The sequence below is a fragment of the Flavobacterium omnivorum genome, from assembly GCF_900099915.1.
In the GTDB taxonomy this organism is placed as follows: Bacteria; Bacteroidota; Bacteroidia; order Flavobacteriales; family Flavobacteriaceae; genus Flavobacterium; species Flavobacterium omnivorum.
Map to the genome: position 1 here is coordinate 152,962 of NZ_FNDB01000001.1, position 16,260 is coordinate 169,221.

Consider the following 16,260-nt stretch of genomic DNA (forward strand, 5'->3'; position numbering starts at 1 on the left):
TAACGTATTTTGTTATTTGTAGATAACAATTTTGCAATATTTTGTTACGTACAAATAACAACTTATTATTTCAACACTAAAGCACTTCCGTAAAAGGCAATTCCGTCCCAACCGGTTTTTATGAAATTACGAATGTTTTGATGATCCGTTCCGTTTGGATTTTGCAGAACATCTTCGAAGTAATATGCTCCAAAACAGGCTAATGTTTCTGCTTCTGATAAATTTCGAATTTCGGCGAAAGCAAATAATTTACAAGATCCTGAATTTTCTCCTGCTGCATTGTGTTGCAAACCATTCTCAAATGCCGTTGCAGTAAATTCGTAGTTTTCTTCGATAGTTGCAATGGTTTCTGAAAACACTATTGCTTCAGGAGTTTGTGTTAATTTTTCTAAGAAAGCAGTTATAGTCATATTGATTTTCATTGTTTAGAATTGTGAGGCAATTGTTTTCGCGGCAAAAATAGCGCCGTCCATATAACCAGGGTTTTGAGTGGCGGTTTCAGCGCCTGAAATATATAATTTTTCGTTTAATAACGGTGTTTTAAAAAGAGAATGTCCGTTGTTTTGGTGGGCTAATACGAGTTGCTCATACGGTTCAAATGTAAGTGGTTCTTCCCGCCAAACGTTCTCATAATAGGCTACATAATCCGTAGCTTCTGGCCCAAAGAATGTCGTTAGTTGCGCTATTACTTTCTCTTTGCGTTCCTCCATGGAAAGTACTGCGGTTCCACCGTTTAAAAATCCTTTCAACGCAAAACCGGAATTATCAGCTGTACTGTGGTCGTACATTTCCTGAATAATACTGGCTTGACTGAATAACGTTCCAGAGTAGTTATTTTGTTTCCAAAAAGGAGTTTTATATTCCACAGCGATTTTAATGGATTCACCCATCCAAGTATGCGTTTTCTTGGCTAGTTGTGTGAAATTTTCGGGTAAATTAGGTTCGAATACCACTGAGTTCACTAACAAATTAGGTGGAATAGTGCTAATCACCTTATCGGCGGAATAGCTTTTTCCGTCAGAATCCGTTACGATTAAATGGTTGTTTTCCTCTTTTATTACTGTAATTTTGGTATTTTTTTTAATGTTTTGAATGCCGATTTCAGAAATTAATCTTTTAATTAAGGTTTCAGTTCCGCCTTCGATGCGAAAAGAAGGTTCCTCAGAATCCGAAATTTCGAATTTCTGTGGTGGAACAAAAGACATGGTTTCAAATAATGAAATGCCTTGTGTGTGTTGCTTAAAATAGGGGATTTCTAACGATCTGAGTACTTCCAGAAGGTGGTTATGTTGGTTTCCAAACCAAGTCGCACCCATTTCCATGGTAACAGCGGTTGTCCCAGTGATAGTTTTTATGCGGCCTCCAGTTCTCGTATTGGCCTCTAATAGTACAAGTTCAACACCTTTTTTTTGAAGTAAAAAAGCAGTGTAAAGTCCGCAAAGTCCAGCTCCTATTATAATAACTTTTGCCTTTTTCATGATTCTTCTTCCTCCGAAAATTTCCTTTTTTTCGGCTCTTTGATTATTGTTTTTCCACCTATCACCACCACAATTTCTCCTCGTGGAGCTATTTTTTCAAAATGGTTTAATACTTCTCGTACCGTTCCTCGAACATTTTCTTCATGTAGTTTTGATAATTCTCTGCACACACAAATCGGTCTGTTTTCTCCAAAATAAGTGATGAATTCCGCCAATGTTTTTAATAATTTATGTGGAGAGACATATAAAATCATGGTACGGGTTTCATCGGCTAAAGCCAAATAACGAGTTTGTTTGCCTTTTTTGTCAGGTAAAAATCCTTCGAAAATAAATTTGTCATTAGGTAGGCCACTGTTGACTAAAGCAGGTACAAATGCCGTGGCTCCAGGCAAACATTCTACTTCAACTCCATTTTCAACACAAGCACGTGTTAATAAAAAACCGGGATCAGAAATTGCAGGTGTTCCTGCATCTGAAATTAAGGCGATATTTTCTCCAGCTTTCAACCTCGAAATCAGATTTTCGATTGTTTTATGTTCGTTGTGCATGTGATGGCTGTACATGTGCGTGCCAATATCGAAATGCTTTAATAATTTTCCGCTCGTACGCGTGTCTTCGGCGAGAATCAAATCTACTTCCTTAAGAATCCGAATCGCCCGAAAAGTCATGTCTTCGAGGTTGCCAATAGGCGTAGGAACGATATATAATTTTGACATAGATAAAATAATTAAGTACAAATTTCCAATAAAATCAGAAACTGTTGAAATGCGTAATCAATACTATAGAAGGAATTTTACAGGAATTTTTTCTCAATAATATCCATGAAACGTTCTTCATACTCTTGTTTTCCTTGCCAGTTATTATAATCTGGTTTTACCATTTCTTGAACAAAATCTCTAGTTTCATAGAAGGTATCAAACGTAATCAATTGGCTCAAAACACGGTTGTAATCTTCACTGCTGTTTCCAAAAAGATGTTTTATAAACGCCAGACGGTCATTTAAATCGATGTTAATTCCTTTGGCTAATTTATCATTCAAAGAAACTATTTTCGGTTCTGTCTTTTCGACTATTTGTGATTGTAAAGGGGCTGATTTTGGTGCTTCAGTGGCTGTATCGTCTTTTGGAACTTCAATGACTACTACAGTTGGAATATTATCTACTTGTTGTTTTTTTACAAAAAGAGTATCGTGATAATTGCCGCCTAAAAGATCTTCAAAAGAGATTTGTACAGCTTCTGTTTTCTTTGGTATTTCCAGTTCAGTTTGTACTTCTTTTTCCTGTGATAACTCAAAAGCAGGTGCAATCGCAGTATCACTTTCCTGAGCTTCTTCTTTTATTTCTTGTTCTGTATCTAATACTAGTTCCTTTTCTTCAATAGTTTCTTCCTCAATAGTTTTCGATATTTCTTCTTCTACTTCTTCGTTTTTATCAACTACCACTTCTGGTTGCTCCACAGTCGTTTCAACGTTTTCCTCCGTAATTGTTTCTGCTACAGGAATTTGTTGAGGCTCTATTTCCTCTGCTTCAACAGTACTTTCTTCTGCTGTTGCAACTGGTTTTGATGCTGCTACAGGAGTTGTTTCTGCGTTTTGTTTCAAAGTCATTTCAGTAGTTTCTTCTACAGCAGTTTCTTTAATTACAACTTCTGCTTCCGGGTGAACTGATTCAGTTGTATCATAAATAGATTCTATTGCTTTGCTAATTTCCGTTATACCAATAGTTGGCTTTGCTTCACTGAAATGTTCGTCAACAAATCGTAAGACAGAAAGTTTTTCGTATAATTTCTGTGTTTCAAGATATAATTGATTGATGTCAGATTTATTTTTTAGCTGTAATATTCTGTGTGCAATGCTGATTAAATCGGCTTCCAATTTTTTTTTCATAACTTTGAAATTATAGGGTGTTAGGCAGGTCTTTTTTGATGTGTTTTAGTACTACTTTTTATATTGTACCCACAAAAGGGATTCTTTGTATCGCAATTTTTTATTTTTTTAAATAAGTGCTCGCGAATCTCCGATTTGATATAAATTTTATACTTTTGAAACGACGTAAAAGTATAAAATTTTTAAGTCGGTTCGCTTATTACAAAGTAATAAAAACTATTCATTTTTTAAGTTAGAAAAATACAAAATGTTTCTCGAAAATACAGTAAATCATAAAGAACAATTTGGTTGGATTGAAGTCATTTGTGGCTCCATGTTTTCGGGTAAAACCGAAGAATTGATCCGTCGTTTGAGAAGAGCGCAGTTTGCCAAGCAAAAAGTAGAAATTTTCAAACCGGCAATTGATACGCGCTACGATGATGAAATGGTCGTATCTCATGACGCCAATGAAATCCGTTCTACGCCTGTTCCTGCTGCCGCAAATATTGCTATTTTGGCGCAAGGTTGTGATGTGGTAGGTATTGACGAAGCACAGTTTTTTGATGATGAAATTGTCAAAATTTGCAACGATTTGGCCAATCAGGGAATCAGGGTAATTGTTGCCGGATTAGATATGGATTTTAAGGGAAATCCTTTTGGTCCAATGCCTGCATTAATGGCCACTGCCGAATATGTTACTAAAGTTCACGCTGTTTGTACTCGTACCGGAAATCTCGCTAATTATAGTTTCCGTAAAACGGATAATGATAAACTGGTTATGCTCGGCGAAACCGAAGAATACGAACCATTGAGTCGTGCTGCGTATTATCATGCAATGCGCAAAGATGAGGAGAAATAAAATCCTCTCCCCAACCCTCTCCAAAGGAGAGGGAGCCGGAACTGGATTGAAATATGAAATCCTTTCAGAGTTTAAAACTCTGAAAGGGTTAATTTATAAAAAAGGGGAAATTTGCTTCAAAACAAATTTCCCCTTTTAGTATTTCTAAATCAACAGTCTTACATCTTCTTTCTCATTCTCGCTACCGGAATATCGAGTTGTTCTCTGTATTTTGCAATTGTTCTTCTTGCGATAGGATAGCCTTTTTCTTTAAGAATTTCAGCTAACTGATCGTCTGGTAGTGGTTTTTTCTTATCTTCTTCCTCAATGGTGTTCTGAAGAATTTTTTTAATTTCTAATGTAGAAACATCTTCTCCTTGATCGTTCTTCATTGATTCTGAGAAGAACTCCTTTATTAGTTTTGTCCCATAAGGCGTTTCCACATACTTGCTGTTTGCCACACGTGAAATCGTAGAAATGTCGAGGCCCACCATATCAGCAATATCTTTCAGGATCATCGGTTTCAACTTGGTTTCATCACCATCTAGGAAAAATTCTTCTTGATAATGCATAATCGCATTCATGGTTACAAAAAGTGTTTCTTGACGCTGGCGAATCGCATCAATAAACCATTTAGCAGAGTCTAGTTTTTGCTTGATAAACTGCACCGCATCTTTTTGCTGCGCTGATTTGTCGCGGGAATCCTTGTAGGTTTGCATCATTTCCTGATAATCTTTGGAAACGTGCAGGGAAGGAGCATTGCGTCCGTTTAGGGTGAGTTCCAGTTCACCATCTACAATTCGGATCGCAAAGTCAGGTACTACATTTTCAGTTACCTTATTGTTTCCGGTAAAAGAACCGCCTGGTTTTGGATTCAATTTCTCTATTTCATGAATGGCTTTTTTCAGTTGCTCATTCGAAACATTGTATTTTTGTAACAGCTTGTCGTAATGCTTTTTGGTAAACGCATCAAACTGATTTTCGATAATGTCAGTGGCTAGTTCTACGGATTCTGTAGGTGTTTTATGTTTTAGTTGTAACAGCAAGCATTCCTGTAAATCTTGTGCGCCTACGCCGGATGGTTCCAGTTCATGAATTACTTGCAGCATTTTCTCCACCATTTTCTCATCGGTGTAAATGCCTTGCGTGAATGCCATATCGTCTACCATATCAGCAACGCTTCTGCGGATATACCCCATGTCATCGATACTTCCCACAAGGAATTCAGCGATATCTCGCTCCTCATCATTCAAGATAAAAGTATTCAACTGATTGATTAAATCCTGATGAAAACTCACTGGCGCGGCAAAAGGCGTTTCCCGATCATCATCGTCATCGCTGTAGTTATTAGCCTGTGTTTTATAATCTGGCGTTTCGTCGTTGCTTAAATATTCATCAATGTTGATGTCTTCAGCGTCAATGCGCTCCGATTCGGCATCGTCATAATCGTCAAAATCTTCGTTTTCGAACTCGTCTTTCTCGTACTCATCCTCTTCTTTTCCAGTTTCAAGCGCTGGATTTTCATTCATTTCTTCGAGTAGTCGTTGCTCAAAAGCTTGCGTAGGCAATTGAATTAACTTCATCAGCTGTATTTGCTGAGGGGATAATTTCTGGGATAATTTTAAATTTAGAAATTGCTTTAGCATTTTTATTGTTTAAAAGTTTAAGGTTTAAAGTTTAAGGTTGCAGAACGTTCAACAACTTTAAACTTTAAATCTGAAACAAATTTTTAGAATTCTGCATTCATTGGCGTTCTCGGGAAAGGAATTACGTCGCGAATGTTTGTCATTCCTGTTACAAATAATACCAATCTTTCGAACCCAAGTCCAAAACCAGAGTGAACTGCTGAACCAAATCTTCGGGTATCAAGATACCACCATAATTCTTCTTCGTCAATTCCTAAGGCTTTCATTTTTTCAACCAAAACATCAAAACGCTCTTCTCTTTGAGAACCTCCCACGATTTCTCCAATTCCAGGGAAAAGAATATCCATGGCGCGAACTGTTTTTCCGTCTTCGTTCAAACGCATGTAAAATGCTTTGATATTTGCCGGGTAATCAAACAAGATTACTGGACATTTAAAGTGTTTCTCTACCAAGTAACGTTCGTGTTCTGACTGTAAATCAGCACCCCATTCGTTGATAATGTAGTTGAATTTTTTCTTTTTATTTGGCGTACATTCTCTTAAAATATCAATTGCTTCCGTATATGAAACTCGTTTGAAATTGTTTTCCAAAACAAAATTTAATTTTTCCAAAAGCGGCATTTCACTTCTTTCCGCAACGGGTTTTGATTTCTCTTCATCCAATAATCGCGTTTCCAAGAATTTTAAATCCTCAGGACATTTGTCCAAAGTGTATTTGATTACATACTGAATAAAATCTTCAGCCAAATCCATATTGTCATTCAAATCATTGAAAGCCACTTCCGGCTCAATCATCCAAAATTCCGCAAGGTGACGTGAAGTATTTGAGTTTTCGGCTCTAAATGTTGGTCCAAAAGTATAAATTTGGCCCAAAGCCATGGCGAAAGTTTCTCCTTCTAATTGTCCCGAAACCGTTAAGTTCGTTTCTTTCCCGAAGAAATCTTCCTTGTAATTCACTTTTCCGTCTTCTGTTCTTGGTGTTCCGTCAAATGGCAAAGCGGTAACTTTAAACATTTCACCAGCGCCTTCAGCATCCGATCCCGTGATGATTGGCGTATTCACATACACAAAACCTTTTTCTTGAAAATAACTGTGAACCGCATACGATAATACGGAGCGTACTCTCATAATCGCTCCAAACATATTAGTACGAACTCTTAAATGTGCATTTTCACGCAAGAAATCCAAGCTCGGTTTGTTTTTGGGTTGTATCGGGAACTTCTCTGCATCCGAGTCTCCAAGGATTTCTAGTTGAGCTACTTGAATTTCAAATTTTTGTCCGGCTCCTTTACTTTCTACCAATGTTCCTGTTACAGAAATCGCAGCTCCAGTCGTAATTCTTTTCAAGGTTTCGTCTGGCGTGTTCTCAAAATCGACAACACATTGAATATTATCAATGGTCGAACCATCGTTTAAGGCAATAAATTGATTGTTTCTAAAAGTTCTCACCCATCCTTTTGCATTCACTTCATGAAGCGTTGTTGTGCTGTTTAGTAAGTCTTTAACTTTTGTATGTCTCATTTTATGTGTATAATTGATTTTAAAAATTGTCTCGTGACTGAAGTGCAAATATAAATGATTTGTTTGAAAAGTCATTGCGAGAAATAGGGTAATCAGGAGCTATTTCCCGCTATTCGCTATATCTTTTACTTTTGAAAGAAAAAAGTAAAAGGATGCCGCTGCTATCGGGGCTAAACGAATGGAGGTATTTGGGAGTTTTTCAGAAACATTCTAATGAATTTCCTGCACCGTTTTGTCTTTCTATTCTTTATTTGTCATGCCGACGAAGGAGGAATCTCACCACGATAAGTCATTTTATGTGAGTTACAGTAACAAGTTTCTAGGTTTCCACAATTCCATAGCCGCGATAGCAGTGAAAATCCTTCCTGTTTTTTCTTTAAAAAACAGGAAGATTGCAACGAATAGCGGGAAAAAGCTCCAAAAACTGCTACTTATTTTTCTCTAAATCATCAATTTCGGCATCGCTTGGTTCGATGATATCAATTTTAGGTTCGATAAAATCTTGTTCGTTAGCCAGTGTTTTATTCAAGGTCAGTACCAAAGCCGGTAGTAACATCAAATTAGACAGCATCCCGAACAATAATGTCAGTGAAATCAATCCACCAAGTGCGATTGTTCCTCCAAAACTGGACAACATAAATACCGAAAAACCAAAGAACAACACGATAGAAGTATAGAACATGCTCAAGCCGGCATCCGTAAATGTGGCGTAAACGGATTTGCGGATTTTCCAGTTGTTTTTCTTTAATTCCTCACGGTATTGAGACAGGAATCTCACGGTGTCATCCACCGAAAGTCCAAACGCAATTCCGAAAACCAATATCGTCGACGGTTTCAGCGGAATATCAAGAAAGCCCATAATTCCTGCAGTTAGCATCAACGGTAATAAATTTGGAATGATGGAAACGAGTACCATTTTGAATGAACGGAACATAAAACCAATCAAAAGCGCGGTCAGGAAAAAGGCGAAAGCCAGCGATGAAAGTAAGTTGTCCAGCAGGTAACCGGTTCCTTTCTGGAAAACCAGTGCTTTTCCGGTTATGGTGACTTTGTATTGATCTGGCGGGAAAATTTTATCTGCTTTCTTGCGAATTTCAGCTTCAATTTTGGCAATATTATCGCCGTTTTCATCGCGCATAAAAGTCGTGATTCGGGCAAATTGTCCCGTGGAATCTACGTAACTTTTCATCAGATTGTCTTTCGAGTTTTTCGTCGCATTTTTAGCATACGACAAAATAAACGACTGTTCTTGTGAACTTGGTAAATCGTAATAATCGGGGTTTCCGTTGTAATAAGCCTGTTTGGAATATTTTACCAGATTCACAATGGAAATAGGTTTAGATAGTTCCGGAATTTCGTCAATAGTTTTCTCCAGTTCGTCCATTCGCCTCAACGTAGATAATTTCATGACTCCTTTTTTGCGTTTGGTGTCAATCATAATTTCGAGCGGCATCACGCCGTCAAATTCTTTTTCGAAGAAAACAATATCCTCAAAAAAGGCTTCTTTTTTCGGCATGTCTTCAATCAAACTGCCGGAAATACGCATTTCATAGATTCCTACAATGCTAATTACAAGAAGAATAATCGAAACGACATAAATTGAAAACCGATTGTATTTTACATTTCTCAGAATCCAATCCATGAAAACCTTCACGTAATTACGGTCCAAATGCTCGATGTGACGCTCTTTTGGTGCGGGAATGTAACTATGAAAAATAGGGATTACAATGATACACAAAAAGAAAAGTGCCATAATATTGATAGAAGTCACCACTCCAAATTCTAATAACAATTGGTTGTTAGAAGCGACAAAAGTAGCAAAGCCTATCGCTGTGGTGAGGTTTGTCATCAAGGTTGCCATTCCTACTTTGGTAGTAACTCGCTGTAATGCTTTGGCTTTATTGTGGTGAATTTTGTATTCCTGATGGTATTTATTGGTCAGGAAAATACAATTCGGAATCCCGATTACAATGATTAATGAAGGAACTAAAGCCGTTAAAACTGTGATTTCGTAATTCAATAAGCCTAAAAATCCAAAAGACCACATGACGCCAATAATTACGATAATCATTGATATTAAGGTGGCTCTAAAACTTCTAAAAAAGAAAAAGAAAAGCAGAGATGTGACTAATAATGAAGCTCCAATGAAGATGCTGATTTCATCAGTAATGGTTTTTGCATTCAGTGTTCGGATATAAGGCATTCCCGAAACACGCAGGTCGATTCCGGTTTCTTTTTCGAATGTTTCAACCGCGGGAACTAATTTATCAAGAACAAAATCTTTTCGGGCAGCCGTGTTTACAATTTTCTTATCCATGTAAACAGCAGAGCGAATGCTTCCCGATCTTTTATTGAAAAGCAATCCTTCATAAAAAGGCAAATCATTGAAAAGTTCTTTTTTTATTTTTTGAAGATATGCCGGGTCAACAGTTTTGCTTTGGTCCACAAAAGTGACTAATTCGAAAGTTTGCAGCGAATCATTTTTTTGTAATTTCTTTAAATCATTTAGTGAAACAACTAAATCAACCGCTTTGTCTCCTTTCAGCGTATTCATCATTTTACTCCAGGAAGCGTATGCTTTTGGCGTAAATATGGCGTCATCTTTTACACCGATGATGACCATATTTCCTTCTTCGCCAAATTTATTCAAAAAGGCGTTGTACTCGATATTTACAATATTATCATCCGGTAATAAATTGGCTTCGGTAAAAGTGAAGTGGATATTTTTCCATTGCAGTGCTAAAAGCCCAGTTATCACAACAATAATGGATAACATTAAAATTCTATTTCTAAGGACAATTCGAGCTATTAATTCCCAAAATCCTAAACTAAACCACTTGATCATATTTCCTGTTTAACGGCGGTAAAGGTAGTTAAAACCGCTGTAAATCATTTGTTTTAACGGAAACTTTTTAGATGTAAATGCCAATATGAACGCCACTTTATTTTATTTATAATTAAATATTTTTTTGAGATATAATTAATACATTTGAATTCTCATCGTCATGGTTCACAGTTGAGAGTGCTGACATAAAATAGTATATGAAGAATTATAAAAACACCGTTTTTTATTTGATTGTAACAGGCGGTTTTACTGCTTTGATGTATTGGATTATAACGAAAGGGAAACGTTTAGAAGTGGCTGAAACAATTGTCACGCCTGAAAGCGGAAAGGGTTCTTGGGGAGATTTTCTAACTTCGATGCAACACAATTTTCAAGATCCTTTGGCTATTCTATTAGCCCAAATTATAACCATAATACTTGTTGCCCGTGTTTTTGGATGGATTTTCAAGAAAATTGGCCAGCCCTCCGTAATTGGGGAAATTATTGCTGGAATTGTGCTCGGGCCGTCTTTATTAGGAATGTATTTTCCGGAATTTTCTCTAGCTTTATTTCCCGCTGAGTCCTTAGGGAATTTAAAATTTTTAAGTCAGATAGGATTAATCCTTTTTATGTTCGTCATCGGCATGGAACTCGATTTAAAAGTGCTGAAGAATAAAGCCAATGAAGCGGTGGTCATTAGTCATGCGAGTATCGTAATTCCTTTTGCTCTTGGAATAGGACTAGCATATTTTGTGTACAATCGATTTGCTCCTGAAGGTGTTAAATTCCTTTCCTTTAGTTTGTTTATGGGAATTGCGTTGAGTATCACCGCTTTTCCGGTTTTGGCCAGAATCGTGCAGGAACGAGGAATTCATAAAACGAAATTAGGTGCTATTGTCATTACCTGTGCCGCTGCCGATGATATTACGGCATGGTGTATTTTGGCCGTGGTTATTGCCATTGTCAAAGCAGGAACTTTCGTTAGTTCTTTATACATCATTATGTTGGCAGTGCTTTATGTTATAGCCATGATTTATATTGTAAAGCCATTTCTAAAGCGAATTGGAGATTTATATGGTTCAAAAGACACTATTATCAAACCGGTTGTAGCTATCTTTTTTCTCGTTTTAATCATTTCATCTTATGCCACTGAGGTGATTGGTATTCATGCCTTATTTGGTGCTTTTATGGCAGGAGCTATTATGCCAGATGTTCCAAAATTCAGAACTATTTTCATAGAAAAAGTAGAGGACGTAGCCTTGATACTTTTACTGCCTTTGTTTTTTGTATTCACGGGTTTAAAAACTGAAATTGGTCTGATCAATGATCCGTATCTATGGAAAGTTACTGGTTTTATTATTTTGGTAGCTGTAGTAGGGAAATTTCTGGGAAGTGCCTTGGCAGCCAAATTTGTAGGACAGAGTTGGCGTGACAGCTTAACCATTGGAGCCTTAATGAACACCAGAGGTTTAATGGAATTGATTGTCTTGAACATCGGTTTAGAACTAAAAGTTTTGACTCCCGAAGTGTTCACCATGATGGTAATTATGGCTTTGGTTACCACATTTATGACGGGACCAGCTTTAGATTTAATCAATTACATCTTTAAAACTAAAGATGGTGTTGAAATTATAGAACCAACAAACCAGAATAAATACCGTATTTTAATTTCGTTTGGAAACAACGAAAAAGGGAAATCGTTATTGCGATTGGCCAATAGTTTGATAAAAAAACAGAAAAACACTTCCAGTATTACCGTGATGCATTTGTCTTTGAGTGATGAGATGCACACTTTTAATATGGATGATAAAGAAAAAAATAGTTTTTATCCCATTGTGGAAGAGTCGCAACTGCTGAAACAGGATATCACCACCATTTTTAAAGCAACGATGGATATTGAAACTGAGATTGCTGATGTAGCCAATCAAGGCGATTACGATTTGTTATTGATAGGTCTGGGGAAATCAATATTTGAAGGTACGATTCTTGGGAAAGTAATCGGTTTTACAACTAGAATAATCAATCCGGATCGTTTAATTGATAAGTTCACCGGAAAAGAAGGCTTGTTTGAAAATTCTCCTTTTGATGAAAGAACCAGACAGATTATTTCCAAAACCAAAATGCCAATCGGGATTTTGATTGATAAAGATTTACAACAAGTCAAACATGTTTTTATTCCAATTTTTAGTCCAGAGGATTCGTTTGTGATTGATTATATTCAAAAATTAATTTACAACAATAATACTAAAATTGTTATTTTGGATGTCAATGGGTTTGTTACTACTAATTTTGTAATCAAGAGTGCGATTGATTCATTGGAACAAAAATATCCAAATAACATTAGTTTGATAACGGATAAAACTATTAAAAAGGAATTTTTAGACCAACAGGATTTAATGTTAATTAGTCTTGAAAGTTGGAAACAATTAGTTGATTCCAGAAGTGTCTGGCTCAGCGACGTTCCTTCAGTACTAATTTTAAAACAGTAATATGAATTGGATTTTATTAATTATCGGTGGTCTTTTTGAAGTGGGTTTCGCCACTTGTTTAGGCAAAGCCAAAGAAAGCACCGGGACAACAGCAACCTTATGGTTGGGCGGATTTTTGGTTTGCTTGACAATAAGTATGGTGTTGCTTTACAAAGCCACACAAACCTTACCCATAGGGACCGCTTATGCCGTGTGGACCGGAATTGGCGCTGTGGGAACCGTATTGGTTGGGATTTTTGTATTCAAAGAACCGGCTGATTTCTGGCGAATATTTTTTATTACCACTTTAATCAGTTCGATTATTGGATTAAAATTTGTTTCGAGTCATTAAAAAGACATTTTAAATTTTTTAAATAAAAAATGCGTCGAGTTTCTAGCACGACGCATTTTTAATATAATTGAAGCTGTAATTACACCTTCATGATTTCAGCTTCTTTCACCACTAAAAGTTCATCTATTTTACGGATGAAAGTGTTGGTCAAGTTTTGTACTTCATCTTCGGCAGTTTTGCAAATATCCCCAGCTCGCGCGAGCGTATTGCTCGTGAACACAATCTGTTTTGTCACATGCTTTAATTTTTAAACACTACCACAAACCAAAATTATATTAATCCATAACAGGCATCACGAGCGGGACGCTCGCGCTAGCGGAAGTAATTTTGAAGTCCAAAAACAATCTATGCAAAATCCCATTAAAAACAAAAAACCCGTCCTGTTTACATGATAATAAAACGGGTTTTATATGATTTAATGGGAATTGAAACTTCATGATTTTGGTCCCATCTCGCGTAAGCATCCCCGTCGTGAAAACAATTCATATCTTACCATAATTCAAAAGAAAGCTAAATACTAAAGTAAACCTCGGTTACATTTGCCATCAAGAATTGTCAGTAACTGCATGTTTGCGCCTTCTTGTCTTTTTTTTGAATTCTTTTAAATAAATCTATTTGTCTTTATTTAAAAAGTTGTTAAATTTTTTATAAAGTTTAACTAAAAAATAAACAATTATTAGGACCAATATCACTAAAAATATTTGCCAAATAATTAATTCAATACTTTAATCATTTACTATTTTTTCCATTACAACTTTTTTATTGAAATTATTGTTCCGTTAGGATTATTAATTATTATCTCATATGAAACATCTACTTCCCTAGCTCACGGGGCGTTTCGCTCGTGAAGACAACCTAAATTGTGACATTCTTTAATTTTTAAACCTAGCCATAAATCAAAATCATATTAATCCATAACAAGCATCACGAGCGAGTCGATTGCTCCAGCTGGGGGTAATTTCGTCAACATAACCTAATACTGTTTTATTCTCCCATACGATAAGAACTCGACATTGAAACTCTATACAAAGAAATTTTGTCTTTTTTTCGTTCATCACAATCAATGATGTAAATTACACTATTTACAGAAAAAGCGTCGTATGTGCTTTTTTTAATACCGTATTTTTGAAAAAAATCTATTCCAACAATATTGTTTTTATGCTTCTTCAGAAAAGATTTCTTTTCGATTCTAGGCAAATATTTTTTAGCTGTCTCTGTTGAATTATCTTTAAAATCAGGTTTAGTAAAATATAAAGAACCTTCGTCTTGAATTTTATCAAGCGTAATTGTATAAAAACGATAATCTGCCGAACCCTGTTTCGTCTGATTAACAGATTGTTTAAACTTTACGTAAACAGTGTCAAGTTTTTTGATATACTCAATATCTTGTGCATGACTATGAGAATAGCAAAAAAATATAATTAAAAAGGCTAATTTTTTCATCTTATTATACTTTAAGTTAACGGTCTAATTCAGTTTTACCAGCATCAATATAATTTTGGTGTAACCTCAGAGCATCTGAAGGATTTTGAAAATCCTGTTTAAAACAGTCGGTTTCATCTAATCCGCTTAAACTTAAATAACGATAATAATCAGCCCAATTAAATGGAATAGAAGCCAATGGATTTGTTGTTGGATGCATTGTATACTCTTCTAGGATAGTTCTTTTTGGTATAGTCGTTACTAAATCTCTTACTTCGCTAAGAACTTTTTGCATAGTAGGTATCATTTTATCATACATGAAATTGTGTTGTTCATCAGGAGTAGGATATTTATTATTTAAAGTTTTAACAAAAGTAACCCCCACAGCAGGATTAGCAGCTTTTGAAAAAAGATAAGCATGAATGCATTCATGTAATATTGTTTTTGTATTTTCAATATTGGTTTGGGATCTTGTTGATCCTGAAATTAATATTTGTTTACTAATTTTTATTGTCAAATTTTTTGTAACTGGATCTTCACTTGTGGTAGCATTAACTTCTGGTTTACTAGAATTATTATCTTCATATACTCGATCGGCTATTTCAAATTTAACATTAAATCGTTTACTATCGTGGAAAATATCTAAAAACAGTTTTTTAAATTCAGCAGACGTTTTTAATGCCTTGAATAATTCATTGAACTTCTGATTTTCGGGTTTTGTAGGGTCATAGGGAATACTTGAACAATCAATATTCATTGGTGATTTAAAAGAAGACTCAATATCGATTTTTAATGAAGAGTCTCCACTTAATGGTGTTATTATTTGTATAGAAAATTCTTTACTTTCATCGCTCCATTTGTTGTCTATTTGATATTGGATAATTTGATTGTATGAATTAGGGTTGTCAATAGCCCATTGTTGCTGCTGAAAAGAAAGACTGTTATAAAAAATCAAAGTATTCTTTATATCAAAACTATTTTCTGCACTCAATATAGGGACTGTAATATATTGTTGATAATTCTCTGTATATGCATCCTCTGTTGGGTAATCACTGTTGTCGTAGCCGCCACCGCCTCCTATACCGTAGGGATCGCCAAAACCACCATCACTTCCTGTTGAACCACTTGTTCCACCACCACCAGTACTACCACATGCATCAGGTGTTAATACTTTAACTGTTCTTATATAGAGGGTTGAAACTTTACACGACGCACCGGGTAAATGATGTTGTGTACTACCTTGATAAGGTGCTGAACACCATAATTGGTCTACATATACGAAACATTCTGATTCTGTGGTTCGGTTCTGTGGTTTGTTGTTATTAAATTTAGGTGCTTTTTCTAAACGATTCATTTGAATTTTACCTTCAAAATTCAATAATTGACCTTCTGATAATATAATATTATTAGGTATATATTTTAAAATGTATGCTCTTGGATTAGTATTAATTTCTTCTTGTATAACTAAATTTTCAAAACTTAAATTATCAGAAACATTGTTTCTTTTTATCGCCATTGTATAAGAAATAATATTGTTTAATTTAATTTTTTTTACATTGTCGTTAGTGATGATAAAATCATTTTGTATTTTGAACGCATTTTTTTTTGTAATCAAATTTCCACCTACTTTTTCAACTAAGTCTTTAAATTTAGAATCTTTTGCCAAAAGCTCTTCAAATTTCATTTCAGTAATAGTTGCTTTGCCAATTGAAGCATCAATATTTTCCTCATATAAATCTTCACTACAACTAAGTAAAATTAAAACCAAGCTAAGGATAGTTGTCCTGCATAAATAGTTTTTTAGCTGTTTGTTTGTTTGTTTGTTTTCATAAAATTTTTAGATGTTAA

Annotated in this window: 12 protein-coding genes and 1 pseudogene; 3 read left to right on the forward strand and 10 right to left on the reverse strand. The window is 35.5% G+C overall.

Going from position 1 to position 16,260, the window contains the following annotated elements:
• Positions 1-65: 65 nt before the first annotated feature.
• From BLS90_RS00720 to BLS90_RS00735, 4 genes are all read right to left on the reverse strand, one after another.
• Positions 66-410 (reverse strand): HopJ type III effector protein, encoded by a 345-nt coding sequence (locus BLS90_RS00720; RefSeq protein WP_091254604.1) that lies wholly within the window; start codon positions 408-410, stop codon positions 66-68.
• A 15-nt stretch (positions 411-425) separates the two neighbouring features.
• Positions 426-1,478 (reverse strand): flavin monoamine oxidase family protein, encoded by a 1,053-nt coding sequence (locus BLS90_RS00725; protein ID WP_091253838.1) that lies wholly within the window; start codon positions 1,476-1,478, stop codon positions 426-428.
• Positions 1,475-2,194: a 16S rRNA (cytidine(1402)-2'-O)-methyltransferase gene (gene rsmI, locus BLS90_RS00730; RefSeq protein WP_091253841.1), complete on the reverse strand. Its 720-nt coding sequence runs from the start codon at positions 2,192-2,194 to the stop codon at positions 1,475-1,477. Before rsmI ends, BLS90_RS00725 begins: the two co-directional genes overlap by 4 nt.
• A 77-nt stretch (positions 2,195-2,271) precedes the next feature.
• Entirely contained in the window at positions 2,272-3,363 is a 1,092-nt protein-coding gene (locus BLS90_RS00735) for a hypothetical protein (RefSeq protein ID WP_091253844.1), read from the reverse strand.
• A 247-nt stretch (positions 3,364-3,610) separates the two neighbouring features.
• On the opposite strand from BLS90_RS00735, the gene BLS90_RS00740 reads away from it, so the two are divergent.
• Positions 3,611-4,201 carry a thymidine kinase gene (locus BLS90_RS00740; RefSeq protein ID WP_091253847.1) on the forward strand — a complete coding sequence of 197 codons (591 nt, stop codon included), beginning with the start codon at positions 3,611-3,613 and terminating at the stop codon, positions 4,199-4,201.
• Between the two features lie 158 nt (positions 4,202-4,359).
• On the opposite strand, the gene rpoN is transcribed toward BLS90_RS00740, so the two are convergent.
• The 3 genes from rpoN to BLS90_RS00760 all read right to left on the reverse strand — a co-directional run bounded on the left by rpoN (position 4,360) and on the right by BLS90_RS00760 (position 10,191).
• A complete protein-coding gene (gene rpoN, locus BLS90_RS00745) occupies positions 4,360-5,826 on the reverse strand; it encodes an RNA polymerase factor sigma-54 (protein WP_091253851.1) in 1,467 nt (488 codons plus the stop codon).
• A gap of 83 nt (positions 5,827-5,909) precedes the next feature.
• Positions 5,910-7,346 (reverse strand): asparagine--tRNA ligase, encoded by a 1,437-nt coding sequence (asnS, locus tag BLS90_RS00750; RefSeq protein ID WP_091253855.1) that lies wholly within the window; start codon positions 7,344-7,346, stop codon positions 5,910-5,912.
• 427 nt (positions 7,347-7,773) lie between these two features.
• Positions 7,774-10,191: an efflux RND transporter permease subunit gene (locus BLS90_RS00760; RefSeq protein ID WP_091253862.1), complete on the reverse strand. Its 2,418-nt coding sequence runs from the start codon at positions 10,189-10,191 to the stop codon at positions 7,774-7,776.
• Positions 10,192-10,388: 197 nt separating this feature from the next.
• Here BLS90_RS00760 and BLS90_RS00765 point away from each other — a divergent pair, with 197 nt between their 5' ends.
• Both BLS90_RS00765 and BLS90_RS00770 read left to right on the forward strand, forming a co-directional pair.
• On the forward strand, positions 10,389-12,659 hold the full coding sequence (locus tag BLS90_RS00765) for a cation:proton antiporter (RefSeq protein ID WP_091253867.1): 2,271 nt from the start codon (positions 10,389-10,391) through the stop codon (positions 12,657-12,659).
• A gap of 1 nt (position 12,660) precedes the next feature.
• Entirely contained in the window at positions 12,661-12,990 is a 330-nt protein-coding gene (locus tag BLS90_RS00770; RefSeq protein ID WP_091253869.1) for a DMT family transporter, read from the forward strand.
• A 79-nt stretch (positions 12,991-13,069) separates the two neighbouring features.
• Here BLS90_RS00770 and BLS90_RS16610 read toward each other — a convergent pair.
• From BLS90_RS16610 to BLS90_RS16730, 3 genes and pseudogenes are all read right to left on the reverse strand, one after another.
• A pseudogene (locus tag BLS90_RS16610) lies at positions 13,070-13,177 on the reverse strand (ribosome recycling factor); the annotation flags it as partial.
• A 797-nt stretch (positions 13,178-13,974) separates the two neighbouring features.
• Complete coding sequence (locus BLS90_RS00780; RefSeq protein WP_091253875.1) at positions 13,975-14,433, reverse strand: hypothetical protein; 459 nt, start codon at positions 14,431-14,433, stop codon at positions 13,975-13,977.
• Positions 14,434-14,449: 16 nt separating this feature from the next.
• A complete protein-coding gene (locus tag BLS90_RS16730) occupies positions 14,450-16,180 on the reverse strand; it encodes a hypothetical protein (protein WP_091253879.1) in 1,731 nt (576 codons plus the stop codon).
• Positions 16,181-16,260: the final 80 nt, after the last annotated feature.